Source organism: Paraburkholderia unamae, assembly GCF_003096875.1.
GTDB lineage: Bacteria > Pseudomonadota > Gammaproteobacteria > Burkholderiales > Burkholderiaceae > Paraburkholderia > Paraburkholderia unamae.
Genome location: NZ_QEOB01000004.1, coordinates 243492 through 269374, shown reverse-complemented (window position 1 = coordinate 269374; position 25883 = coordinate 243492). Strand labels below are relative to the sequence as shown.

The following is a 25883-nucleotide window of genomic DNA, read 5'->3' as shown; positions in this document are numbered from 1 at the left end:
TGGTCAAAACGGTACAGACGCATGACACTCACCATTCGAGCGCGCATCGCACTTACGTTCGCGCTCCTCGCCCTCCTGCTCGCGGTTTCCGGCGTGCTTGGCTTCATCAGCACGCAGAAGGCCAACAGCGCCAACCGCGATACCTATCGCAACAAACTCGCCGCCTCCACGGCCATCGACAACGCCGAGATCTACATCGCGCGCACGCGCCTCGTGCTCGACCGCGTGGCGCTGCACCCCGACGCGCCCACGGTGCCCGACCAGTTGCAGCGCGCCGCCGGCTTCTTCAAGGAGTCCGACGCCTGGTGGACGAAGTTCACGCAGATGCCGCACGAAAGCGACGAGCTGCCGCTCATTGCGGCGACCACCGAGCGCCGCACGGCCATGCGCAACGGGGTGGCGGACTTCACGAAAGCGCTCGAGTCGGGCGACCGGACCAGCGCCGACAACATCGCGATGACGCAGCTCTCCGACCTCTACAGCGCCATGAGCGCCGCGAACAACGAGGTCAAGAAGCATCTCTACGACAACGCGAAAGTGCGTTATGAGGAAGCCGAAGCCAATTTCCACCTGTTCTCGGGCGTGAGCGCGGCGATGGTCGTGCTCGGCCTGCTGGGCGCGGGCATCGGCTGGGTGGTGCTGCGCCGCGCGATCATGGTGCCGCTCAATTACGCGCTCACGAGCCTCAATGACATCTCCTCGGGCAACCTGAGCCGCAGCGTGCGCGCGCAGCGCCGCGACGAGATGGGCCTGCTGCTGGAAAGCATCGAAAAAACCCGTATGGAGCTCGGCTCCGTGACGGGCGCGGTGCGCTCGGGCAGCGAATCGGTCTCGGTCGCCACGCGCCAGATCGCGGCAGGCATGATCGACCTCTCGGCGCGCACCGAGGAACAGGCCGCCTCGCTCCAGGAAACGGCCGCAAGCATGAACGAGCTCACCTCGGCCGTGAAGCAGAACACCGACAACGCGCGCCAGGGCAGCACGCTCGCCCAGACGGCGGCGAGCGTCGCCACGCGCGGCAGCGAGGTCGTGGAGAACGTCGTGAGCACGATGGGCGAGATCGAAGGCAGTTCGCACAAGATCTCCGAGATCACGGCGATCATCGAAGGCATTGCGTTCCAGACCAATATCCTCGCGCTCAATGCCGCAGTGGAAGCGGCGCGCGCGGGCGAGCAAGGCCGCGGCTTCGCCGTGGTGGCGAGCGAGGTGCGCTCGCTCGCGCAACGCTCGGCGGCGGCGGCCAAGGAGATCAAGGATCTCATCGCGAGTTCGGTGGAAACCGTCGCGCACGGCACCGAGCTCGTTTCCACGGCGGGCTCGACGATGTCCGAATTGCACTCGGCCGTGCAGCGCGTGACGGCGATCATGAACGAGATCGCTTCCGCTTCGGAGCAGCAGCAAAGCGGCATCGAGCAGGTCGACACGGCCGTCACGCAGATGGACGAAGTCACGCAGCAAAACGCCGCGCTCGTGGAGCAGGTGACGGCCGCCGCCCAGGCGCTCGACACGCAGTCCACCAAACTTGCGGGCACCGTGCAGGTATTCCGCGTCGCCTGATCGCCCGCCTCGCGCAGACCCCGGCGCATGGTGGCGGGCGGCCTCTTATAATCGGGAACCTAAGCGGCGGCGCGCAGCGTGACACGTCGCGCGCCGCCGCGCTTTTGAGGTTTTCGTCAGCGAAGAGGAACGCCGCATGTATATCGCCATGAACCGCTTCAAGGTCGCACCGGGCTCCGAGGCCGCATTCGAGGAAGTCTGGGCCACCCGCGACACGCACTTGAAGGAAGTGCCGGGCTTCATCGAATTTCATCTGCTCAAAGGGCCGCAGCGCGAAGATCATGTGCTCTATGCGAGCCACACGATCTGGGCGAGCCACGCGCACTTCGAAGACTGGACGCGCTCCGACGCATTTCGCGCCGCGCATCGTAACGCGGGTAATGCGGGTAACGCCGGCGGCGCGAACCGTCCCGTCTACTTGAGCCACCCCGAGTTCGAAGGTTTCGAAGTCGTGCAGACGGTGAAGTAAGCACCGCACCGGGCCACCGTAGCCCAAAGCCCATCGGTAAAACTGCACACGCGCTGCGCCAAAGCTACACAGGCGCGGCGCGCCTTCTTGCCGCGCGCCGCGTCACACGGCGCCTTCCACGCGCCGCTCAGGGCGACGTAAAACATGCCGCCAGGCCCCGCGCATCGGGCCGCGCTCTTTCCCCGCCCCTTCCGCTCAGCCGCCACCACGCCCGGTTTCACGACATAGGCTCGAAGCTTGCTTCAATGTCACTCACGCCTTCGCGAGCAATCGAGCCCATGAAGAAGAAAACCACAACCCGCATCGTTGAAGGACAGCCGTATCCGCTTGGCGCCACCTGGAACGGGCGCGGCGTGAATTTCGCGCTCTTTTCGGCCAACGCCACGAAAGTCGAGTTGTGCCTCTTCGACAAGAACGGCGTGCGCGAGGTCGAACGCATCGACCTGCCCGAGTACACCGACGAGGTCTGGCACGTCTACCTGCCCGAACTCGAACCGGGCGCGATCTACGGCTATCGCGTGCATGGCCCCTACGATCCACAGGCCGGCCAGCGCTTCAACGCGAACAAGCTGCTGCTCGATCCCTATGCCAAAGCGCACGTAGGCGCGATGCGCTGGCATCCCGCCGTATTCGGCTACACGATCGGCAGCCCCGATGGCGACCTCTCTTTCGACACGCGTGACAGCGCACGCTACGTGCCGCGCTGCCGCGTGGTCGATCAGACCTTCGCCTGGCACCACCCGCTGCGCGAGCGCGTGGCGCGCGAGCGCACGATCGTCTACGAGACGCACGTGCGCGGCTACACGATCCGCCATCCGGACGTGCCGCCCGAAGAACGCGGCACTTTCGCGGGCCTCGCGCAGACGCCCGTGCTCGAACATATTCGCGGCTTGGGCGTGACGTCCGTCGAGTTGCTGCCCGTGCATACCTTCGTGAACGACTCGCACCTGCTCGAACGCGGCCTGTCGAACTACTGGGGCTACAACACGATCGGCTTCTTCGCGCCCGATCCGCGTTACTCGGTGGGCGCGCACGGCTCGATCGACGAATTCAAGAACATGGTGGACCGCTTCCACCAGGCCGGGCTCGAAGTGATTCTCGACGTGGTCTACAACCACACGGCCGAAGGCAGCGAACTGGGCCCCACGCTCTCGTTTCGCGGCATCGACAACGCGTCGTACTACCGGCTGCCCGACGACCGGCGCTACTACATCAACGACACCGGCACGGGCAACACGCTCAATCTCTCCCACCCGCGCGTGCTCCAGATGGTCACCGACAGCCTGCGCTACTGGGTGCTGGAAATGGGCGTGGACGGCTTTCGCTTCGACCTCGCGACGATCCTCGGGCGCGAGCCCTATGGCTTTGACGAAGGCGGCGGCTTTCTCGACAGTTGCCGCCAGGACCCGATTCTGTCGAGCGTGAAGCTGATTGCCGAGCCGTGGGATTGCGGGCCGGGCGGCTACCAGGTGGGCGGCTTCCCGCCCGGCTGGATGGAATGGAACGACCGCTTTCGCGACACCGTGCGCGCCTGGTGGAAAGGCGACGAAGGCAAGGCGCCCGATCTCGCCACGCGGCTGTGCGCCTCGGGCGACAGCTTCAACCGGCGCGGGCGGCGGCCGTGGTCGAGCGTGAATTTCGTGACCGCCCACGACGGCTTCACGCTGCACGATCTCGTTTCGTACAACGAGCGCCACAACGAAGCCAACGGCGAAGACAACCGCGACGGCCACGGCGACAACCTCTCATGGAACTGCGGCGTGGAAGGCCCCACGGACGCCCCTGAAATCCACGCGCTGCGCGAGCGCCAGAAACGCAACTTCCTCGCGACGCTCCTGCTTTCGCAGGGCACGCCGATGCTGCTGGCCGGCGACGAATTCGGCCGCACGCAGCGTGGCAACAATAACGCGTATTGCCAGGACAACGAGGTGAGCTGGGTGGACTGGGAGGGCATCGACGAATCGGGCCGCGCCCTCGCCGAGTTCGTGCGCAAGCTCACCACGCTGCGCCATGCGCTGCCGGTGCTGCGGCGCAATCGTTTTCTGATCGGCGAGCACAATACCACGCTCGACGTGACCGATGTCGAATGGCTCTCGCCCGCGGGCGTGCCGCTCGAAAGCGGGCAATGGGACGACACTGCCATGCGTTGCTTCGGCATGCTGATCGATGGCCGGTCGCAGACGAGCGGCATCATGCGTCTCGCCTCCGACGCGACCATGCTCATCGTGCTCAACGCCTATCACGACGTGGTGGATTTCACGCTGCCCTCGGTGCCGGGCAACGATCAGTGGAGTTGCCTGATCGACACGAACATGCCCGTGCGCGACGAGTTGCCGGAGTTCGAGGCCGGTGACATCTATCAGGTGACGGGCCGCTCGTTGCTGTTGTTCGCGCTGCACGCGCGCGGCGCGACGCAGCGCGTGTTCCAGCGGCTGGAGGAAAATCTCACGGGCTGAAAGCGATGTGCTTTACCTGCCGCAGCGGCGGCTTTGACGCCACTGCGTCTGGCAGCGTTTGTCGGGACAGGCGGTTAGTTGCACTTCCAGCGCAACGCTCGCGCCCCTCACCTCAACACGGCCGACATCGCCGACAAACTGTTGAGCGTGCGCACGAGATGCTCGGCAGTCGGCGCGACGAAGCGGATCGCGCAACCCGCCACGCGCTCCACGCCCGGCCATTGGGCGAACAGATCGGCCAGCGCGCTAGTTTGCGTATGCAATTCGCACACGCGCTCTCGCGGCGGCGCGCACCCGCGGTCGCGCCACGCACCGTCGCGCGCGGCCTGCGCCACGGCCTCGCGCGCCGCCTCACGGATGCGCTCGCGGCTCGCCGCCGGCGTCAGCATGTCGCCGCTCGCCTGTCCGCCGGCGCGCTTCACGACCACGAACTTCGCCTCGGGAAAGGCGGGCTGCGTTTCGCGCTCGAACACGTCGTCGCCGCTCAGCAGCGCCACACTCGCTCCGTACTCCTGTGCAAGTGCGCCACACAGCCCGGCCTCGCCGATCTCCACGCCGTCCACGAGCACGCGCGCAAACGCGAAGCTGTTGATCGTGTGCGCGAGCATGCCGCGGCTTTTCGCCATGGCGTGATAGCCGATCATGAACACGAGCGCGGGCGCCTGCTCCAGCCCCGCCATCATGCCCAGCGTGCGCGGCTTGCCGAGAATCACGCGGGTGCGCGCATCGAGTTCGTCGATCAGCAGATTGTTGTAGCCGCCATGCGAGTCGTTGACCCACACCTCGCTCGCGCCACCGTCGAACGCGCCCTCCACGGCCGCGTTCGCCTCCAGCGTCATCCAGCGGCGGGCCCGTTCGTACTCGGGATTGCCCGCGCGCGTTTGCTGCACGCTGAACACGCCGCCTATGCCTTCGATATCCACGGAGATCAGGACTTTCACGGCCGCGCGCCTCCCGCCAGCAGGTCGGCGAGGTCGGGCGCCGCTTCGCGCAGCGCGAGCCGCGCATGGCCGTCGCGCCCCGTCACGCTGCTCGCGCTCCACAAGGCGTCGAGGATCGCCTGTTCGACGCAATCCGCGGCCGCCTGAAACAGCGGGTCGAGTTGCGAGTCCGCGAGCAGGGGCGGCAATGCGTGAACCGGCGCGTCGTGAGCCAGCGTGTAGGCGGTGCTGAAGGCCAGGGCGATATCGCCGCTGCCATGTCCGTACACCGAGCCCGTGCGCGCCAGGCCCGCCGCCGCGCGCGTCGCCACGCGGCGCAACTGCCGCGCGTCGAGCGGCGCATCGACGGCGATCAGCATGATGATCGACCCCTTCTCGGGTTCCTGCGCCGCACGGCTGGACGCCGCGCGCGCCGCGAGCGTGCGGCCGACCGGCGCGCCGTCGATCGTGAGCATCGGCAAGCGGCCGAAGTTGGCCAGCACGAGCGCGCCCACCGTGTACGGCGCAAGCGCTGCCTGCACCACGCGCGAAGCCGTGCCGATGCCGCCCTTCAGATCGAAGCTCGACATGCCGCGCCCCGCGCCCACGCTGCCGCTCGCGAAATCCACGCTCGCGGCTTCGCATGCCGCGCGATAATGCGCCTCGGTGATCGAGAACGCCTGGATATCGTTCAGATAGCCGTCATTGCATTCGAACACGAGCGGGTTGACCGTAGGCAGCGCGCGCCCGATTGTCGGATTCGCCGCGACCGCCGCGCGAATCTGCGCCTGCGCGAGCACGCCCACGCCGAAGGTGTTGGTGAGCGCGATCGGCGTTTCGAGCACGCCGAGTTCTTCGAGCTGCATGAGTCCGATGCTCTTGCCGAAGCCGTTGATCACCGCAGCGGCGGCCGGCACTTTCTCGCGAAAGAGATCGCCCGCATGCGGCAGCAGCACCGACACGCCCGTTTGCACGCTGCCCGCGTCGAGCGTGCAATGCCCGACGCGCACGCCGCCGACATCGGCAATCGTTCCTGTTGCGCCGCGCGGCAAGGTGCCGATGTGCGGCGCGCCATGTCCATGATTCACGTTCATGCGCGGTCCAGTTTCGGGTCGAGTGCGTCGCGCAGGCCATCGCCGAGCAGATTGAACGCGAGCACCGTGAGGAAGATGGCGAGGCTCGGGAACAGCGCGATATGCGGCGCGGTGACCATGTCCGCGCGCGCCTCGTTGAGCATGGCGCCCCACTCGGGCGTGGGCGGCTGCGCACCGAGGCCGATGAACGAGAGGCTCGCCGCCGTGATGATCGAGGTGCCGATACGCATGGTCAGATACACGATCACAGACGACACCGTGCCCGGCAGGATATGCCGCATGATGATGGTCCAGTCCGATGCGCCGATGCTGCGCGCCGCCTCCACATAGGTGAGATGCTTGAGCATGAGCGTGTTGCCGCGCACGAGGCGCGCGAAGGCCGGGATGCTGAACACCGCCACCGCGCAAATCACGTTGCTCATGCCGTTGCCAAGTATCGCCACCACGCCGATGGCGAGCAGAATGCCTGGGAATGCGAACAGCACGTCGGCCACACGCATGGTGACGCGATCCCACCAGCCCTCGTAGTAGCCGGCGAGCAGCCCGAAGAACGTGCCGACCACGGCGCCCAGCGCCACCGAAAGAAAGCCCGCCGCGAGCGAAATGCGCGTGCCCGCCAGAATGCGGCTGAAGATGTCGCGGCCGAGCGCGTCCACGCCGAACCAGTGTGCTGCCGATGGCCCCGCATTGAGGGCGTCGTAGTCGAAGTAATTTTCCGGATCGTAGGGCGTGAGGTGCGGGGCGAACACCGCGATCACCACGAGCAGCAGCACGAATGCGCCCGCGCCGAGCGCGACGTGCTGCTTGCGGAACTTGCGCCAGAATTCGCGCCACGGCGTGCGGATCGCCTCGTCCTGGGCGCGGGCGTCAACGTTTAGGGTCGTGCTCATGACGGGCTCACCTGAATCGAATGGTCGGATTGATGACCGCGTACAGCACGTCCACGATCAGATTGATGACGATGAACTCGAACGAGAACAGCAGCACTTCGGCCTGGATCACGGGGTAGTCGCGCATCGCCACCGAATCGACGAGCAGGCGTCCGAGCCCCGGCCAGTTGAACACCACTTCCACGACGATCGAGCCGCCCAGCAGAAAACCGAATTGCAGGCCCATCATCGTGACGACGGGAATCATCGCGTTGCGCAGGCAGTGCTTGATGACCACCCATTGCTCGGCCACGCCCTTGGCGCGCGCCGTGCGCACGAAGTCCTCGTGCAGCACTTCGACGAACGAAGCCCGCGTGAAGCGCGCCATCACCGCCGCCACCGCGGCGCCGAGCGTGATGGACGGCAGCACGTAACTGCGCCACGTGCCGTCGCTCACCACCGGCAGCCAGCCCAGGTACACCGAGAACAGTTCCATGAGCGCCATGCCGAGCGCGAAGGCCGGAAACGAAATACCCGACACGGCGAGCGCCATGCCGATGCGGTCGGGCCAGCGGTTGCGCCACACGGCCGAGACAATGCCGATCGCCATGCCGAACACCACTGCCCAGACCATGCTGGTGAGAGTGAGCAGCAGCGTGGGCATGAAGCGCTCGCCGATTTCGGTGATCACGGGGCGCTTGCTGCGCATCGAGACGCCGAAGTCGCCGTGGGCGATGCGCACGAAGAAGTGGACGAACTGCTGCGGCAGCGACTGGTCGAGTCCCAGGTCGGCGCGCACGAGCGCAACCGTGGCGTCGTCCGCTTCTGGGCCGGCCGCGAGGCGCGCCGGGTCGCCCGGCAGCAGATGCACGAACAGGAACACCAGGATCGCGACGATGAAAAGCGTCGGCAGGAGACCCAGCGAGCGTTTGACAAGGAAATTCAGCATGAGCGCGTGACTGCATCGGGGCGTGCGTACCGCGCCGCGCCGCATGGAAGCGGCGTGGTACGGTACGTTACGCATTAGCGGATCGAGATGTCCTCGAAGTTGAACGAGCCGTCGGGCGCGACATACGCGCCGGCAAGGCGCTTGCTGCGTGCGTAGACGATCTTCTCCTTGACGAGGAAAACCCACGGCGCGTCGGCCCAGATGCGTTTTTGCGCGTCGGTGTAGAGCGCCGTCTTTTGCGCGCGGTCCGTGGTTTCGAGCGCCTTCGAGAGGTCCTCGTCCACGGCCGGGTTCTTGTAGTACGCCGTGTTCATCAGCTTGGGCGGCCACGAGGCGGTGGCGAGCAGCGGCGAGATGCCCCAATCCGCTTCGCCCGTCGACGACGACCAGCCGATGTAGTACATGCGCACGCCCGCCTTTTCCGGGTCCTGCGCGCTTTCCACGCGCGCCACGGCCTGGCCCGTTTCCAGCGCTTCGACGTTGGCCTTCACACCCACCTGCGCGAGTTGCTGCTGCACGAACTGAATGGCCTTTTGCGCGGTCGAGTTGTTATACGCGGACCACAGCGTCGTTTCGAAGCCGTTCGGGTAGCCGGCCTGCTTGAGCAGGTCGCGCGCCTTGGCGGGATCGTAAGGCCACGGGCCGAGCTTGACCGAGTAGTCCACGCCCTGGGGCAGCACGCCGTCCGAAGGCAGCGCATAGCCCGAGAACGCCACCTTCGCGAGCGCGTCCTTGTTGATCGCGTAGTTGAGCGCCTGGCGCACGAGCGGATTGTCGAACGGCTTCTTCGTGGTGTTCAGGCTGATGTAGCGCTGAATGATCGAGGGTGTGGCGATCAGGTCGACCTTCGGGTTCGACTGGAAGGCGCTCGCCTGCTCGAACGGAATGCGGAACGCAAAGTCCGCTTCGCCGGTGCGCATGAGCGCGGCGCGCGTGTTGTTGTCGGCCACGGGCTTCCAGTCGATCTCGTCGATCTTCGGGTAGCCCTTCTTCCAGTAGCCGTCGAACTTGTGCACGACGAGGTCGCCCGCCGGGTCCCACTTCACGAACGCGAACGGGCCCGTGCCCACCGGATGGAAGCCGATATCCTTGCCCCACTTCTTCATGGCCGTGGGCGAGATCATCACGGCCGAAGGATGCGCGAGCACGTTCACGAAGGCCGAGAACGGCGCATTGAGCGTGACCTTCACCGTGTACGGATCGACCACGTCCGTCTTCGCGATGCGGCGGAACATGTTGTAGCGCTTCAGGTGATTCGCCGGGTCCGTCACGCGGTCGAAGTTGGCCTTCACGGCCGCCGCGTTGAAGTCGGTGCCGTCCTGGAACTTCACGCCCTGCCGCAGCTTGAACGTGTAGACGAGGCCGTCCGCGCTCACGTCGTAGCTCGTGGCCAGCACGTTGATGAGCTTCAGGTCCTTGTCGAAGCCGAACAGGCCCTGGTAGAACGATTTCGACACGGCCTGCGAAAGCGTGTCGTTGGCGTCGTACGGGTCGAGCGTCGAGAAGGTCGAGTCGACCGCCATCACGGCGCGCTGCGGCGCCGCCTGCGCGACGGTCGCCCCACTCGCGGCGGCCAGCATGGCAAGCGCGAGCGCACTGCCTTTCATCCACGTTTTGACTTCTTTCATCAATCAGGTCTCCAAAGCAATGAATCTGCCGGTTCGGCGAAATGGTTCAGCCAGTTAACAAGCGGTTGCGCGGCGTTGCCCGCCGCAAAGCGGTTTCAGTACGCGCCGCCCACCCGATGCTTCGCGACGAAGTGATCGGGGCCCACTGCCACCAACGGCAATACCTGGGGCTCGTCGCCGGGCGCGCGAATGGGGCTGGGCAGTTCGTCGGCGGCGAGCACGCGTTTTGCATGGCGGCGCGCCGGGTCGGCAATCGGCACCGCGCCCATGAGCTTTTTCGTGTACGCGTGCTGCGGGTTCTCGAACACGGCGCGGCGCGGCCCGATCTCGACGATCTGTCCCAGGTACATCACCGCGACGCGATGGCTCACGCGCTCCACCACGGCCATGTCGTGCGAGATGAAGAGGTAGGCCACGCCCAGCTCGCGTTGCAGGTCGAGCATGAGGTTGACGATCTGCGCCTGCACTGAAACGTCCAGCGCCGAAACCGATTCGTCGGCGATCACGACCTTCGGGTTCATCGACAGCGCGCGTGCAATGGCAATGCGCTGCCGCTGGCCGCCCGAGAACTCGTGCGGATAGCGGCGCGCCGCCGACTTCGGCAGCCCCACGCGATCGAGCAGCCATTCCACTCGTGCCTGTGCCTCGGCCCCTTTGGCGATGCCGTGCACGAGCAGCGGCTCCATGATGGAAAAGCCCACCGTGAGGCGCGGATTGAGCGAGGCGAACGGGTCCTGGAAGATGAACTGGATATCGCGGCGCAGCGCCTGCAACGCGGGGCCCGTAAGCGCGCTGATGTTCGTGCCGCCGAACTCGATCGTGCCGCTCTGGCTTTCCACGAGGCGCAGCAGCGAGCGGCCCGTGGTGGATTTACCGCAGCCGGACTCGCCCACGAGCGCGAGCGTTTCCCCGGCGCGCAGGTCGAAGCTCACCTTTTCGACCGCATGCACGCGGCCCGTGAGTTTGCCGAACATTCCGCTGCGCACGGGAAAACGCGTGACGAGATCGCGCACGCTCAGGATGGGCGGCGCACTCGCGTCAGGCGCGTTGGTGGGTACCTTCGCTGCCAGATTCGCTGGTGCGTTGCGCGCGGCGCTACCGTTCGCGTTCGCCCCTTCGCGCACCGACAACAGCGGAAACTTCTCGGGCAGATCGGTGCCCCGCATCGCACCGAGCTTGGGCACGGCCGCCAGCAACGCCTGCGTATAGCAATGCGAAGGCGCGGCGAACAGCGTGTCGGCTGCGCCCTCCTCGACCTTTTCGCCGTGGTACATCACGAGAATGCGGTCCGCCACTTCGGCCACCACCCCCATGTCGTGCGTGATGAACACCACGCCCATGTCCATCTCTTCCTGGAGGCCGCGAATCAGTTGCAGGATCTGCGCCTGGATCGTCACGTCGAGCGCCGTGGTCGGTTCGTCGGCGATCAGCAGCGCGGGCTTGCACGACAGCGCCATGGCGATCATCACGCGCTGGCGCATGCCGCCCGAAAGCTGATGCGGGAAGCGGTCCATCACGCGGCGCGCCTCGGGAATGCGCACGAGATCGAGCAGACGCAGCGTTTGCGCGCGCGCCTCGCTGCCGCCCATCTGCTGGTGCAGCGCAATCGCCTCGCTGATCTGGTTGCCCACGGTGAACACGGGGTTCAGCGAGGTCATCGGCTCCTGGAAGATCATGGCGATGTCCGCGCCACGCACCGAGCGCATGGCCGATGCGCTCGCCCGCGTGAGGTCGAGCACATTGCCGTTGCGGCGGCGCAGTTCGATGCTGCCGCCCGCGACACGCCCGCCGCCATGTTCGACGAGGCGCATGAGCGCAAGCGACGTCACCGATTTGCCCGAGCCCGACTCGCCGACGATGGCGAGCGTTTCGCCGCGATCGACATGGAACGACAGATTGCGCACGGCTTCGAACGTGCCCGAGCCGCGCTTGAACGACACGCACAGATCGCGTACGTCGATCACGCGGTTCGACGGCAATGCGACGGCCGCCTTGTGTGCCGACGTCGCGGCATGCGCGGTATCAAGAGAGATCGACGACATCTGCACGATGAGGATTCCTTCGTTTATAGCGCAAAATGAATGCGCCGCTCAGCGATAGATCGACGCGACGGGGGCTTCGCCCACGCGCGCGTAGCCGCGATACATGCCTTCGGTATTGAACGGCAGGACGACATTGCCTTGCGCATCCACGGCGACCAGACCGCCACGGCCGTCGATGCGGGGCAATTGCTCCATCACGACATTCGTAGCCGCTTCGGAGAGCGAAACACCGCGATATTTCATTTGCGCGGCCACGTCGTAGGCCGCGACCATGCGCATGAACATTTCGCCCGAGCCGGTGGTGGACACGGCGCACGTCGCGTCGTCGGCATAGCAGCCCGCGCCGATCAGCGGCGCGTCGCCCACGCGGCCCACCTGCTTGTTCGTGATGCCGCCCGTGGAGGTCGCCGCCGCGAGATGCCCGTGAGCGTCGAGCGCCACCGCGCCCACCGTGCCGTACTTGCGGTTCGGATCGATCGGCTCGTGCGGCAGGCTGTCTTGCCCGGCGGCCTCGGGCGACTGTGCGGCCATGTTCGCTTCGAGCGTCGCGCCGTCGTGGTCGAGCATTGCGCGTGCTTCAGTGCGTGCGAGCTGCCACTGGCGGTAGCGTGCGTCGGTATGGAAATAGCCGGGTTCGACGAATTCGAGCCCCTGCGCCGCCGCGAAGGCTTCCGCGCCTTCGCCCGTGAACAGCACGTGTTCGCTCTTTTCAAGCACGCGGCGCGCCGCCACCACGGGATTGCGCACGCGCTTCACGCAGCACACCGCGCCCGCTTCGAGCGTGCGGCCGTCCATGATCGAGGCGTCCAGTTCGTGCGTGCCCGCGGCCGTGAAAACGGCACCGTGGCCCGCGTTGAAGAACGCGCAGTCTTCGAGCAGGCGCACGGCCTCCTCCACGGCGTCGAGCGCGCTGCCGCCTTGCGCCAGCACGCGCTGACCCGCCGCGAGGATGTCGTTCAGCGCTTCGAGATAGCGCGCTTCGATTTCGGGCGCCATCGAAGCGCGCACGATCGTGCCCGCGCCGCCGTGAATGGCAATGACTGCGTTGGATTTCATGACTTCTTTTTCGTTGAGGAAGACGGAGTCGAAGGCGTAACGCCCGCTTGCGCCGAAGTGGAGCTGAGCCAGGGCAGCACCGCTTCGGTAATGGCCGCCGCGGCCTCGACGGAATGCTTCGCGCGCAACGCCACGGCGTCGCAGAGCGCTTCGATTACGGCCAGCACGGCGGCCTCGGAGTTCGCGGCAAGACGGCGTTCGGCGCGAATCAGCAGCGTGAGGTCCGCAAAGCGCGCGAGCGGCGAGTCGATGCTGTCGGTCAGCGCGAGCACGCGCGCGCCCTGGTTCGCGGCGTGGCGCGAGAGCTTGATGGTGTCGTCCACGTAGCGCGGAAACGCAATGCCGATCACGAGGTCGTCCTGGTTCGCGCCAAAGAGCCGCCGCGCCGAGTGCGTCGCGCCGCCCATCGAGGGCAGCGCCTGGACGTTGTCCAGATACGGCAGCAGCGCGTTTTCCATCAGCCCGGCGAGAAACGCGCTCGTGCCGGAGCCGATCACGAACACGCGGCGCGCCGAGAGAATCGCGTCCACGGCCGCCGCGGCCGCAGTGCTGTCGATCGACTGGCGCGACAGGCGCAGATTCAGCTCGGCCTGCTCGAGCGACGCGCCGAACAGGTCCGCGCCGCTCGTGGGCGACTCCTGCGCCGTGCGCAAGCGCTCCACCGGTGCAAGCGTGGCCTCGAAGCCACGCACGAGCGCCTCGCGAAACTGCGGATAGCCGTCGAAGCCGAGCGCGCGCGCAAAGCGGTTGGCCGTGGCCACCGAAGCGCCCACCGCGTTGGCCAGTTCGTCGATACGCATGGTCGCCGCATGGAACAGGTTGGCGAGCACGTATTCGGCCATGCGCCGGTGGCCCGGCGTGAGTTCGGGCAGCGCGGCGTTGATGCGCGCGACGATCTCCGCTTCGGGAGTGTCGTGAGGTGACGGACGGGTTGTCATGCGGCGGGTTGCGGTGAGGTGAATGCGTAAATTAACTTACATGACCGGATCTTAGTGAAAATTAATTTTCATCGCGCCGGGGGTTTACCCTATTCGGGCGAAATTCGGACTTGGATTAGCCAGAACGCGCACAGGCACGCACGCGACGACGCATGATGCGCGCCGTCCCGCAGCTTTTACGTGATCCTGGAAGGAGAAGGCGGCAGAAGCCGCTGGAGAAGCATCGCCTCGGAGCGAGGCCATGCAACGTGGATTCCCGGCAAGACAGAGCGAGCCGGGATTGCCGCCAGCATTGCGCTAGCGGTCTTTCGCGCGAGCCATCAGGCCCCGGCCGACGCCACCGGCGCCAGTTCGTCCGCCCCCGGCGCCACGCGCCACGTGTTGCGACCGGCGCGCTTGGCCTCGTACATCGCGGCGTCGGCGAGACACAGCGGGTCGTCGGCGAGCGCCCGGCCCTCCGCCTCGAGCGAGAGCCCCGCGCTCGATGCGCTCGATGCGCTCGTTGCGCCCGCAACGCCCGCCGCTCCGGTCGCCCCGGCAAGCACGACGCCCACGCTCGCGCTCGTCTCCACCACGCGCCCCGCCACCTCGAACGGCTTCGACACCTCTCGGCAAATGGCCGCCGCAATACGCTCGCCGGTGCGCGCGTCGCTCACGCCCTGGCTCGCCACGACGAACTCGTCGCCGCCCAGCCGGCTCACCACGTCGCCCGCACGCACCGTGGCCGTGAGCCGGCTCGCGACCTCCTTGAGCAAGGCGTCGCCGGTGTCGTGGCCATAGCGGTCGTTGATGTCCTTGAAGCCGTCCATGTCGATGAAGAAAAGCGCGAACGGGTCCTCGCCCGAGCGCAGGTCCGTGAGCGCGTCCTGCAATGCGCGCCGGTTCGCAAGCCCGGTGAGCGGGTCGACGAGCGCGCTCTCGCGCAGGCGCTGCTCGGTGCGGCGCTGCTCGGTCACGTCGTGCGACATCACGTAGAAGCCGGTTACCTGGCCGTCGCGCTCGACCGGAATATAAGTGGCCTGCCACACGCGCTCGGCGTCCACCGCATAGCGCACGTCATCACAGGTCACGCGCTCGCCGGCGAGCGCGCGCGCGAAGAGCGGCTGCAACTGCTCGAACACGTCCGGGCGCAGCGTTTCGCGCAGGCTGCGCCCGCGCAGCGTGGCGGGCGCGGCGGCGAACACGCGCTGGAACGCCTGGTTGTTGAACTGGTAGCACAGGTTGCGATCGACCACGGCGATCAGCGCGGGCAAATTGTCGGTAATGGTCTGCAAGGCGTCGCGGCTGCGGCGCAGTTCCGCCGTGCGCTCGCGCACGCGCTCTTCGAGCTCCACGTGATAGTTGCGCAGCGCCTCCTCGCTCTTTTTGCGGCTGCTGATGTCCTGCACGGCCGCGATGAAATGCAGCGGCGCGCCCGACACATCGCGCACGAGCGAGACGGCGAGATTGACCCACACGGACGTGCCGTCCGGGCGCAGGTAACGCTTTTCCATGGCGTACGACGCCTGGCGGCCCGCCAGCAGTTCCGCCACGTGGGTCAGGTCGGCCGCGACATCGGCCGGGTGCGTGACCGAGGCGAACGTGAGCTTGCGCAGCTCGCTTTCCTCGTAGCCGATGATCTGCGTGAACTTCTGGTTCACGTCGAGAAAGCGGCCGTCGAGATCGACCACGGCCTTGCCGATCGGCGTTTGCTGGAACACGGTGCGAAAGCGCGCCTCGCTGATGGCGAGCGAGCGGCGGTCGCGCTCGTGCTCCGTGCGCGAGCGGATCAGTTGCCGGCGCAATTCCAGCTCGCGCTCCACGAGCAACGCGAACTCGGCCAGCATGGCCGCCTGGGCGTCGTCGAAGGCGCGCGGTTTCGCGTCGATCAGACAGAGCGTGCCGACCACCTGGCCGTCGGCGAGGCACAGCGGCGAGCCTGCATAAAAGCGGATATTCGGCGCGCCCGTCACGAGCGGATTGTCGAGAAAGCGCTCGTCGTCGAGCGCGTCTTCCACCACGAGCAAGCGCTTGCTGAGCACGGCGTGCGCGCAGAACGACACGCTGCGCGGCGTTTCGCAGGCCGCGAGCCCGTGGTGCGACTTGAACCACTGGCGCTCTTCGTCGACGAGCGAGACCAGCACGATCGGCATGGCGAATGCAAAGGCGGCGAGCCGCGCGATGCGGTCGAACGCCTCCTCGGGATCGGTGTCGAGTATGTCGAGTTGCCGCAACGCCCGAAGGCGGGCGTCCTCATCCAGAGGAAGCGGAGCAGTGATCATCGCGTGGGTCTCGCCAGAACGGAAAACGATTGCGCGGCGCTTCCCGCACCCGGCGCGCCTTGGCTGGTTAACGGCAGCGCATGGTGAAAACTGAAAGGCACGAACGTTCGGTGTGGATGCCGCGGCCACGCTCATTGGCCGCCGGCCTGCCCCCTGTGCGGGCAGCGCGCATCATACCCTGAATTACTTCGAATTCCCTTTCGTTCTTCTATTCTTTCGGCATCCGAAATATAGGCCGTTTTTAACCGGCTGATTCACGCGCTTCCCAAGCCGTCGCGCACTCCGTGGCGCAATCGATCAAACCCTCAAAAAAAAGATGCCTGACGACTTCAGCAACGCTTTTGCGCCGCCGTAAAGAGGGCAAAGCTCCACCCGTTCCAAGCCATCATGAGAACCCCTTCGCAAACCCTGGGACTGAAGCCGTCCACTCGTATCGCCACGGCGGCGCGCATTGCCGCGGGACGCGGCACCTGCGAACGCACGAGCGCCGCGCCGCGCGCCCGGCGCGCACCGGCACACCACACGCCCGCTGTCACGGCACGCCATTACGCGGTGCGCCGCCTTGCGGCGCAGTCGCGCACGCGCCGGCTCTGACGCCACACGGAACCTGCACCATGACTCCGGAAACCGCAGCGGCGCTCCCCTGGTATGGCCGCGTGCCCGCCGCATTGCGCGCCTCGATCCGTGCGCGCACGAAGCTTTACATCGGCCTGTTCTTCGCGCTGTTCACCATGCAAACCACGCTGCTCGCGGGGCAGTTGATCGCGTTCGATCACGCCTTCGAGCGCGTGGAGGCCACGTTGGGCAAGACGTCTGACACCTTCGCCAACGAAGCGCCGCGCACCCGTGTCTCGCCGCCCGAACTCGCCGCCGGGCCATTGCATGCGCGAGCCGGGCGTGCACGCCTGCGCATTCGCCACACGATCGAAGCCGCCTTCGCCATCGCCTTCGCGACGCTCGCCTTCGGGCTTGCGTTGCTGCGCCACCTGGAGCGCACCCTGCTGCGCCCGCTGCAAACGCTGACCGATTCGCTCGTGCGGCTCGCGCATGGCGAGGACATGCGTGCGTTGCCGAACATGCGGCGTACCGACGAGATCGGCGCGATGGCGCACGCGTTCGCTACGTTATGCGAAACGTCGCATGAATTGAAGATCGCCCACGAGGCCACGCGCGCCGCCGAGGCCCATGCGCAAGCGCTCGCGCGCCACGACCCGCTCACCGGCCTGCCCAACCGGCGCCTGCTCGCGGCCGAGATGAGCGCGGCGCTGGAGCGCACGCAGCTGCGCTCGCCCGACTACCTCGTGTTCGTGATCGACCTCGACCGTTTCAAGCCCGTGAACGACCTGCACGGCCACGCCGCGGGCGACACCGTGCTGTGCGAGATCGCGGTGCGTCTGCGCCGCGTGGTGCGCGACGGCGACACGGTTGCGCGCCTGGGCGGCGACGAGTTCGCCGTGCTCGCGCGCGTGCATCGCGACGACCACGTGGAAGCCGCGAGCGAGCTGGCGCAGCGCCTGCTGGCCGCCACCCGCGCGCCCATCGACATCGGCAAGGTGCGCATCAACGTGGACGCGAGCATTGGCATTGCATGCTGCCCGCGCGACGGCGGCGACCCCGACGCGCTGCTGCGCGCCGCCGACATCGCCATGTATCGCGCCAAGTGCGAGGGCAAGGGCACTTACCGCTTTTTCGAGCAGAAGATGGACGACGAGCTGCGCCTGCAAGCCACGCTCGAAACCGACCTGCGCCGCGCGCTCGCGGGCGGCGAGATCCGGCCGTTCTACCAGCCGCTCGTGCGCCTCGCCGACGGCCAGACCACGGGCTTCGAGATTCTCGCGCGCTGGCACCACGACCAGCGCGGCTGGATCCCGCCCGACGTGTTCGTGCCGCTCATCGAGCAGATGGGCATCTCGCCCGCATTCACGGCGTCGATCCTGCGGCGCGCCTGTCGCGACGCACTGTGCTGGCCCGCGCGCTATCACCTGGCGCTCAATCTCTCGCCCGCGCAGTTCAAGGACACGCAACTCGCGGCGCTGCTCCTCACGATCCTCGCCGACGAAGGCATGCCGCCCGAGCGCCTGGAGATCGAGATCACGGAGTCGGCGCTCATGGGCGATTTCGACATCGCACGCGCGGTGCTGGAGGATTTCCGCCGCGCGGGCCTGCGCATGTCGCTGGACGACTTCGGCACCGGCTATTCGAGCTTGCAGCACCTGCGCGAGCTGAAGGTCGACAAGCTGAAGATCGACCGCTCGTTCGTGCTCTCCATGACATCGTGCAACGAAAGCGCCAAGATCGTCGACGCGATCATCGCGCTCTCCTCCAGCCTCGGCATGACCACGGTCGCCGAAGGCGTGGAAACGGCGGAGCTCGCGCGCACGCTCGCCGCCAAGGGCTGCGACTACGCGCAGGGCTACTTCTTCGGCAAGGCGATGGCGGCGCGCGAAATCGACGCCTTGCTCGACGTCGACCGCGCCGCGAACGAGGCGCGCCTGCAATGCCTCGTGCGGCCGCGCTGAACCGATTGACCCGCAGGACTTTGAGAAAGAGAAGGTAGACATCATGTTTGTTGCAATTGGCTGGATCGTGGTACTCGGCTCGGTGATCGGGAGCTTCGTGGGCGTGGGCGGACATCTGCCCGCACTCGTTCAACCGTTCGAACTCCTGTGTATTTTCGGCGCGGCGCTCGGCGCGTTCGTGGTGAGCAACCCCACGGCCACGCTCGGCAAGACGCTCAAGGCGCTGCCCACCTGCTTCAAGGGCGGGGGCTACACGAAGGCGCAATACCTGGAGCTGATCGCGCTGCTCTACGAGCTGCTGCAAAAGGCCCGCAAGGAAGGCATGATGGCGCTCGAAGCCGACGTCGAAGCGCCGGAGAACAGCCCGATCTTCCAGAAGTACGCGCGCGTGCTCGGCGACCATCATCTGCTCGACTTTATCGTCGACTATCTGCGCATGATGTCGAGCGGCAACGTGAATCCCATGGAAATGCAGGACCTCATGGACGAAGAGCTCGACACACACCACTCCGAAGTCTCGATCGCGCCCAACGCGATCCAGAAGATGGCCGACGGCCTGCCCGCCTTCGGCATCGTGGCCGCCGTGATGGGCGTGGTGCACACGATGGGTTCGGTCGGCAAGCCGCCCGCCGTGCTCGGCGAGATGATCGCGGGCGCGCTGGTGGGTACCTTTCTCGGCATTCTGCTCGCCTATGGCTTTGTCGGTCCGATCGCCGACCTGCTCAACGCCAAGGGCCGTGCGGCCGGCAAGCCGTTCCAGTGCGTGAAGGCGGTGCTGCTCGCCTCGCTCGCCGGCTACGCGCCGCCCGTGGCCGTGGAGTTCGGCCGCAAGGTGCTGTTCACCGCCGACCGGCCGAGCTTCCAGGAGCTCGACGAGGCCGTGCGCGCCACCAAAACGCCGAAAGCCGCTTAGGAGTCCCGACATGGCCGAGCGCATACCCGGCGGGCGCGCCGCGAGAGACAGCGAGAGCAGCAAGACCACGCTCGTGGTGCGCCGCGTGAAGAAAGGCGCCCACGACGCCCATCATGGCGGCGCGTGGAAGATCGCCTATGCCGACTTCGTCACGGCGATGATGGCGTTTTTTCTCCTGATGTGGCTGCTCGGCTCGACCTCGCAGTACGACCGCGACGGCATCGAGAAGTACTTCAACACGCCGCTTTCCAGCATGCTGGGCGGCCAGCCCGATTCGGCGAACCCGAGCCCGAGCGTGGTGCAAGGCGGCGGCCACGATCTTTCGAGCAAGACGCCCGCCGTGGGAGGATCGAACGCGCGGCCCACGCTCTCGCACGCGGTGCCGGTGGAGGCCGCCGACAAAACCCGCCTTTCGCAGCTCAAGGAAAGGCTCTCCACGCTCATCGAGCAAAAACCGCAGCTGCGCGCCTACAAGGACCAGATCCGCCTGTCGATCACGGACGAGGGCCTGCGCATCGAGCTCGTCGACTCGCTCAAGCGGCCGATGTTCGCCACCGGCAGCGCGAAGCTCGAAGACTACGCGTACGAGATCCTGGTGCAGATCGGCAGCGCGCTCAACGACGTGGACCGCGGCGTGTCGATCGCGGGCCACACCGACTCGGTGCCCTATTCGGGCGGTCTTGCGGGCTACTCGAACTGGGAGCTTTCGAGCGAGCGCGCCAACGCCGCGCGCCGCGCGCTCGTGGCCGGGCACCTGCGCGAAGACAAGCTGCTCCAGGTGCGCGGCCTCGCCGACGTGCTGCCGCTCGACCGCGACAGCACGGACAGCCCGCTCAACCGCCGCATCAGCATTCTGGTGATGAACAAGGCCACGGAGCGCGCGTTCTTCGAGCAGGCGAAGCGTTATGACGTCGCGAGTCCGCAGAAGGGCACGGCGAGCGGGTCGTGAGCGCGGCGTGAGCGCCTGGTGAGCATGGCGTGAGCGGTTCGTGAACGTCAGGCGGCGGCGCGCGGTACGCCGCTTGCTGTATGCCGGGCATGGCGGCCGGAACCGCCGCGGCATCGCCTGCCGCCTGACACGGGAATCGTCGGGAGTCCGGCCGACTCAACCTGGTTCGCAACGTAGTTCGCTCCATGAAGGAGACCATCATGCCCACCTTCCCTCCTCCCCCCATGCCAACGGGCCACGGCGCGCGCATCGTCGGCAAGGGCCGCGTGAGCGCCGCGGGCCCAGGCCCCGACGTCATGGCGGCCAGCACGCTCGACAGTGACCGCGTACTCAACTCCGACGGCGAGGAAGTCGGCAAGATCAAGGAGATCATGCTCGACGTGCAAAGCGGGCGCGTGGCCTATGCGGTGATGTCGAGCGGCGGGTTTCTCGGCATCGGCGACAAGCTGCTCGCCATTCCCTGGGGCGCGCTCATGCTCGACACGAGCCGCAAGTGCTTCCTGCTCAATGTGTCGTCGGAGCGCGTGAAGGAAGCGCCGGGCTTCGACAAGGACAGCTGGCCCGCCATGGCCGACGCCACGTGGGGCAGCACGCTGCACGCGTACTACGGCGCCGAGCCGTACTGGGCCGCGGTCGAGCCGGTTACGCCGCCGCGTGACGAGCGGGGTTGAGGGGCTTTGTCCGTGCCCGAGTGCACCCGATTCGGCCCGATTGCGCCACCGCCGCCGAAGCCGCGAACTGGACGCTTAATCGCGCCCTGCTCGCGGCATTGGCGGCGCTCCCCGCGCCGTAGACTGGTCTCGCAGTCGAACGAACAAACGGGGATGGCGATGCGAGTCACGAACTGGATTCTGGTGCTGGAATGCGCGTATATGGAGTTTTCCAGCTGGCGCGGCAAAAACGTTTATCGACGCACGGTCGCGTACGACAACGTGGTGTGGTGCTGAGCCTCGCGCGCTGACGCTCGGGCCAGGACACGGCAGAAACAACGCGCAAACCGCGCGCGGGCATCGACGCCGAAGCGTTCCTCCACTACAGTCGAAGACTTTGGAGGATTTGAGGACTCGAACATGCTGTATCCCGCCGTCGCCACCGTCGCCCTGCTGATCGTGGTCTATGTGCACGCGAATATTCCGCGCTTCACCGTCCCCGGCCCGAAGCGCCTCCTCGCCCACACCATCCTGTCGCTGGCCGGTCTTTGCTTCGGCGTGATCGGCGCGATGCTCTCGGGGACGATCGCGCCGCCCTGGGTGGTGATCGCGGGCGGCATGGGCGTCGTTCATCTGCCGACGCTATGCGTGCTCATGATCAAGCGCTTCGGCCATTCGGGCCGAAGCTGAAGGCCGCCGTCAAACCCGCAGCCGTCAAACCCGGTTCAGCGCGGGCCGGCCATCGAGCACCGCCGCAACGTTATCCAGCGCCGTAAAGCCCATCTGGTCGCGAGTTTCCACCGTGGCGCTCGCCATGTGCGGCGTGAGGAAGACGTTGTCGAGGCCCGCGAAACGCGGGTCGACATTGGGCTCGTTGCGGTACACGTCGAGCCCGGCGCCGAACAGATGCCCCGAGGTCAAGGCTTCGTATAGCGCGTCTTCGTCCACGAGACCGCCGCGCGCGGCGTTCACGAACACGGCGCCCTTCGGCAGGAGTCCAAACTCCTTTTTTGTCATCAGCGGCACGCCGCCGCCCGGCACGTGCAACGTGAGCACCTGGCAATGCGGCAGCATGTCCTCGAAGCTCGAATAAAACGTCGCGCCGTTCTCCACCTCGGGCGCGGCGCGCTGAATGTCGGTGTAGATCACGCGCATGCCGAAGCCCTGCGCACGCCTCGCCACCGCGCGGCCGATGCGCCCAAACCCGACAATGCCGAGCGTCTTGCCGTTCACGCGCATGCCGAGCATTTCGGTCATGCCGAACGATTTGCCCCAGCCCTGGCGCATGATCCGCTCGTACTCCGACGCACGGCGGCAAGCGGCCAGCACAAGCAGCATGGAAAAGTCGGCCGTGCATTCGGTCAGCGCGTCGGGCGCGTTCGTGACGACGATGCCGCGCGCCTTCGCGAAGGCCACGTCCATGTGATCGACGCCCGCGCTCGCATTCGCGATGATCTTGACCGACGCAGGCAGCGCCGCGATGTGCTCCGCCTGCAAGCCCGACTTCTTGCCGATGAGCACGGCGGGCACGTCGTGCTGCTTGCAGAACTCGACCACGGACTGCGAGTCCATGTCGGCGTCGGTCACGAACGCGTGAAATTCGGTCTCGGCGCGCTTCGCCACGGCAGCGGGCACCTTCCGCGCGATCAGGAGCCTGGTGCGATTGTTTTCCGGCATGGTTTTTTCCTTTGGGTATCGACAGACGTCGAGAGACTACGAAAGCGCCCGCCGGCCGGTCAATATTGATTCGCCGAATCAACCTCTGGCGAATGGTGTGTCCCCGTAATGCTTTTCGCGTGCGCGCGAGAGCGCGTGCGTTGCGCGCGAGCGCCGTCGCCAGCCTTTACCCGCCTTGACCCGCCTCGCTGCGCGCGACGGCCGGATCAGGAAAACCCTGATGCGACGCCCGGCCATCAAGGCCTCGGATATTGATTCAACGAATCAAGATTGCTGGCCGCCTTACACGAATGCAATTCTTTTTCCCGTGTTCAATGCCATTGCGAAAAGAACGGGAGAACGGGATATGCCTGCAACGAAAAAAATCGCCGCTGTGACAGGCGCCGGCTCCGGCATCGGCCGCGCCGCCGCCGTCGCGCTCGCCCAAGCCGGGTTCGCGCTCGCGCTCATCGGGCGCAGGATCGAGCCGCTGCTCGAAACGCAGGAGATTATCCGCAGCGCCGGTGGCGAAGCTCAGGCGTTCCCCGCCGACGTGGGCGACGCCGCGTCGGTCGAACACGCGTTCTCGCAGATCGAGCACACCTTCGGCCGGCTCGACGTGCTGTTCAACAACGCGGGCCGCAACGCCGGGGCCGTGCCGCTGGAAGACTACGAAGTGGACTTCTGGAACGACGTGGTCGCGACCAACCTGACCGGCGTGTTTCTGTGCGCGCGCGCCGCGTATCGTCTGATGAAGGCGCAGTCGCCGCAAGGCGGACGCATCATCAACAACGGCTCGATCTCGGCGCACTCGCCGCGCCCGCACACGATCGCCTATTCGGCGACCAAGCACGCCGTCACGGGCATCACGAAATCGATCGCGCTGGACGGCCGCGCATACAACATCGCATGCAGCCAGATCGACATCGGCAACGCGGCCACGTCGATTACCGAACGCATGAACCAGGGCGTGTTGCAGGCCGACGGACGCATGGCGCCCGAGCCGCGCATGGACGTCTCGCACGTGGCCAATGCGGTCGCGCACATCGCGGGCCTGCCGCTCGACGCCAACGTGCTCAACATGACGATCATGGCGAGCGCCATGCCGTTCGTCGGGCGCGGGTAGCGTACGCAAGCACAACGCAGCCCCGCAGAACGCCGCCAATAAAAAAACAGGCAACAGACATGGAGACACCGATGAAAGCCGTAGAGGAACAAGCTTTGCCTGCGCAAGCCCCGGCCTATGCCGAAAGCGCCAAACGCACCCGCGTGCGGTACGTCGTGCTCGGCATGCTGCTCGTGGCGACCGTGCTTAACTTCGTCGATCGCTCGGCGCTGGGCATCGTCGCGCCGGGACTCTCGAAAGACCTCGCGCTCAACAAGATGCAGATGGGCGAACTGTTCGCGGCGTTCGGCCTTGCCTATTCGATTGCGCTGCTGCCCGGCGGCATCCTCACCGACGTGCTCGGCTCGCGCCTCGCCTATGCGCTTTCGCTCGTCGGCTGGTCGATCGCCACGCTCACGCAAGGGCTCGCGAGCGGCTATCACATGCTGCTCGGCTCGCGGCTCACCATGGGCGCGCTCGAAGCGCCCGCGTTTCCGTCGAACACGCGCGCCGTGACGCTGTGGTTCCCAGCGCAGGAGCGCGGCTTCGCGACGAGCGTCTACGTGATGGGGCAATACATCGGCACGCCCTTGTTCACCGGCCTCCTGTTGTGGATCTCCAGCGCCTATGGCTGGCGCACGGTGTTCTTCGTGACGGGCGGCTTCGGCATTCTCTTCAGCATGATCTGGTATCGCGTGTATCGCGACCCGCATCAGCACCGCTCCGTGAACGCCGCCGAACTCAAGCACATCAACGAAGGCGTTGCGGCATCGGCGCGCAAGCCGCGCGAGAAGTTCGACTGGCGCATGGCGCTCAAGCTGCTCAGCTATCGCCAGATCCTCGCCATCTGCCTCGGCAAGTTCTGCAACAACACGCTGCTCGTGTTCTTCACCACCTGGTTCATGACGTATCTGATCGAAGCGCGCCACATGTCGATGATCAAGGTGGGCATTTTCCAGGCCATGCCGTTTATCGGCGCGACGGTGGGCATTCTCAGCGCGGGCTTTCTTTCGGACTTCTTCATTCGCCGCGGCGTGTCGATCTCGGCCGCGCGCAAGGCGCCGCTCATCATCGGCACCTTGCTCGGCGCCTCCATCGTGCTCGTGAATTTCGTCGAATCGAATGAAGTCGTGATCGCCATTCTCACCGTGGCGTTCTTCGCGCAGGGCATCGGCTCCATGTCGTGGGCCGCCGTGTCCGAAATCGCGCCCCGGCAGTATGTGGGCCTCACGAGCAGCATCACGAGCCTCGCGGCGAATATCGCGGGCGTGACCACGCCGCTCATGATCGGCTATATCACGCAGCACACCGGCCACTTCTACTGGGCGCTGAACCTCATGGGCGCGATGTGCCTGCTCGGCGCGCTCTCGTATTCGCTGCTGCTCGGCAAGCTCTCGCGCATCGAACTCTGACCCCTGCCCATACGTGGTGAAACAAGCATGATCGAATTCAAGTGGGACCATCTCCAGCTCTGTTCGGCCGACGCCGAAGCCACCGCCGCCTGGTTCGCGCGCTGTCTGAACGCCGAAATCGTGCGCAGGCCGGGCCGCGTGGATTTGCGCATCGGCGAAGTCAATCTCTTCATCACGCAACTGCCTGATGTGCGTGACGAACCCGATGCGCTCACCGCGTCGCAAACGCGCGACGGCCGCGCGCAGGGCATCGATCATTTCGGCGTGCTCGTGGACGACCTCGACGCGGCCTTTGCCCACCTCACGCGTTGCGAGGCGGAAATCGTCGAAGCGGTGAAGCCGATTCGCGCGGGCGTGCGGGCCTGCTTCGTGCGCGCACCCGGCGACATCCTCATCGAAGTGCTCGAACGGCGGCCCGCCGAGATGACATTTCGTTGAAA

General features: G+C 66.4%; 22 protein-coding genes. 12 read left to right on the top strand and 10 right to left on the bottom strand.

All coding sequences use genetic code 11. The features are described from left to right. Positions 1-21 precede the first annotated feature (21 nt). From C7402_RS47980 to glgX, 3 genes are all read left to right on the top strand, one after another. Positions 22-1557 (top strand): methyl-accepting chemotaxis protein, encoded by a 1536-nt coding sequence (locus tag C7402_RS47980; RefSeq protein ID WP_165841861.1) that lies wholly within the window; start codon positions 22-24, stop codon positions 1555-1557. Between the two features lie 136 nt (positions 1558-1693). After that, positions 1694-2026, top strand: coding sequence for a heme-degrading protein HmuQ (hmuQ, locus tag C7402_RS10635; protein ID WP_112170495.1), 333 nt, complete (start codon positions 1694-1696; stop codon positions 2024-2026). 278 nt (positions 2027-2304) lie between these two features. Continuing rightward, positions 2305-4482: a glycogen debranching protein GlgX gene (glgX, locus tag C7402_RS10630; protein ID WP_116610619.1), complete on the top strand. Its 2178-nt coding sequence runs from the start codon at positions 2305-2307 to the stop codon at positions 4480-4482. Positions 4483-4589: 107 nt separating this feature from the next. On the opposite strand, the gene C7402_RS10625 is transcribed toward glgX, so the two are convergent. The 9 genes from C7402_RS10625 to C7402_RS10585 all read right to left on the bottom strand — a co-directional run bounded on the left by C7402_RS10625 (position 4590) and on the right by C7402_RS10585 (position 16239). Further along, entirely contained in the window at positions 4590-5423 is an 834-nt protein-coding gene (locus C7402_RS10625) for a M55 family metallopeptidase (RefSeq protein WP_116610618.1), read from the bottom strand. After that, positions 5420-6496 (bottom strand): DmpA family aminopeptidase, encoded by a 1077-nt coding sequence (locus C7402_RS10620; RefSeq protein WP_116610617.1) that lies wholly within the window; start codon positions 6494-6496, stop codon positions 5420-5422. Before C7402_RS10620 ends, C7402_RS10625 begins: the two co-directional genes overlap by 4 nt. Next, a complete protein-coding gene (gene gsiD, locus C7402_RS10615; protein ID WP_116610616.1) occupies positions 6493-7386 on the bottom strand; it encodes a glutathione ABC transporter permease GsiD in 894 nt (297 codons plus the stop codon). Before gsiD ends, C7402_RS10620 begins: the two co-directional genes overlap by 4 nt. 7 nt (positions 7387-7393) lie before the next feature. Beyond that, positions 7394-8314, bottom strand: coding sequence for a glutathione ABC transporter permease GsiC (gene gsiC, locus C7402_RS10610; protein ID WP_116610615.1), 921 nt, complete (start codon positions 8312-8314; stop codon positions 7394-7396). Between the two features lie 74 nt (positions 8315-8388). Beyond that, entirely contained in the window at positions 8389-9942 is a 1554-nt protein-coding gene (gene gsiB, locus C7402_RS10605; RefSeq protein ID WP_116610614.1) for a glutathione ABC transporter substrate-binding protein GsiB, read from the bottom strand. A gap of 95 nt (positions 9943-10037) precedes the next feature. Next, the gene (locus C7402_RS10600; protein WP_116610613.1) at positions 10038-11984 is read right to left on the bottom strand and encodes a dipeptide ABC transporter ATP-binding protein; all 1947 of its coding nucleotides are present in this window, start codon (positions 11982-11984) and stop codon (positions 10038-10040) included. Positions 11985-12032: 48 nt separating this feature from the next. Beyond that, entirely contained in the window at positions 12033-13040 is a 1008-nt protein-coding gene (locus C7402_RS10595) for an isoaspartyl peptidase/L-asparaginase family protein (protein ID WP_112170502.1), read from the bottom strand. Continuing rightward, positions 13037-13978 carry a MurR/RpiR family transcriptional regulator gene (locus C7402_RS10590; protein WP_116610612.1) on the bottom strand — a complete coding sequence of 314 codons (942 nt, stop codon included), beginning with the start codon at positions 13976-13978 and terminating at the stop codon, positions 13037-13039. Before C7402_RS10590 ends, C7402_RS10595 begins: the two co-directional genes overlap by 4 nt. 320 nt (positions 13979-14298) lie before the next feature. Then, the gene (locus tag C7402_RS10585) at positions 14299-16239 is read right to left on the bottom strand and encodes a PAS domain S-box protein (RefSeq protein ID WP_116610611.1); all 1941 of its coding nucleotides are present in this window, start codon (positions 16237-16239) and stop codon (positions 14299-14301) included. A 387-nt stretch (positions 16240-16626) separates the two neighbouring features. On the opposite strand from C7402_RS10585, the gene C7402_RS10575 reads away from it, so the two are divergent. The 6 genes from C7402_RS10575 to C7402_RS10550 all read left to right on the top strand — a co-directional run bounded on the left by C7402_RS10575 (position 16627) and on the right by C7402_RS10550 (position 21960). Continuing rightward, entirely contained in the window at positions 16627-16833 is a 207-nt protein-coding gene (locus C7402_RS10575; RefSeq protein ID WP_116610610.1) for a hypothetical protein, read from the top strand. 20 nt (positions 16834-16853) lie between these two features. Then, complete coding sequence (locus C7402_RS10570) at positions 16854-18758, top strand: putative bifunctional diguanylate cyclase/phosphodiesterase (protein ID WP_116610609.1); 1905 nt, start codon at positions 16854-16856, stop codon at positions 18756-18758. 43 nt (positions 18759-18801) lie between these two features. Further along, complete coding sequence (motA, locus tag C7402_RS10565) at positions 18802-19671, top strand: flagellar motor stator protein MotA (protein ID WP_112170506.1); 870 nt, start codon at positions 18802-18804, stop codon at positions 19669-19671. A gap of 10 nt (positions 19672-19681) precedes the next feature. Beyond that, complete coding sequence (gene motB, locus C7402_RS10560; RefSeq protein WP_116610608.1) at positions 19682-20620, top strand: flagellar motor protein MotB; 939 nt, start codon at positions 19682-19684, stop codon at positions 20618-20620. 200 nt (positions 20621-20820) lie between these two features. Next, a complete protein-coding gene (locus C7402_RS10555) occupies positions 20821-21291 on the top strand; it encodes a PRC-barrel domain-containing protein (RefSeq protein WP_244314811.1) in 471 nt (156 codons plus the stop codon). A 399-nt stretch (positions 21292-21690) separates the two neighbouring features. Beyond that, on the top strand, positions 21691-21960 hold the full coding sequence (locus tag C7402_RS10550) for a hypothetical protein (RefSeq protein WP_116610606.1): 270 nt from the start codon (positions 21691-21693) through the stop codon (positions 21958-21960). A gap of 24 nt (positions 21961-21984) precedes the next feature. Here the strand turns inward: C7402_RS10550 and C7402_RS10545 are convergent, their stop codons facing one another. Next, positions 21985-22947: a 2-hydroxyacid dehydrogenase gene (locus C7402_RS10545; protein ID WP_116610605.1), complete on the bottom strand. Its 963-nt coding sequence runs from the start codon at positions 22945-22947 to the stop codon at positions 21985-21987. Between the two features lie 346 nt (positions 22948-23293). On the opposite strand from C7402_RS10545, the gene C7402_RS10540 reads away from it, so the two are divergent. The 3 genes from C7402_RS10540 to C7402_RS10530 all read left to right on the top strand — a co-directional run bounded on the left by C7402_RS10540 (position 23294) and on the right by C7402_RS10530 (position 25881). Then, positions 23294-24052 (top strand): SDR family oxidoreductase, encoded by a 759-nt coding sequence (locus C7402_RS10540; RefSeq protein WP_116610765.1) that lies wholly within the window; start codon positions 23294-23296, stop codon positions 24050-24052. A gap of 71 nt (positions 24053-24123) precedes the next feature. Then, the gene (locus C7402_RS10535; RefSeq protein WP_116610604.1) at positions 24124-25443 is read left to right on the top strand and encodes an MFS transporter; all 1320 of its coding nucleotides are present in this window, start codon (positions 24124-24126) and stop codon (positions 25441-25443) included. Between the two features lie 27 nt (positions 25444-25470). Further along, a complete protein-coding gene (locus C7402_RS10530) occupies positions 25471-25881 on the top strand; it encodes a VOC family protein (protein WP_116610603.1) in 411 nt (136 codons plus the stop codon). The last annotated feature ends 2 nt before the right edge of the window (positions 25882-25883 follow it).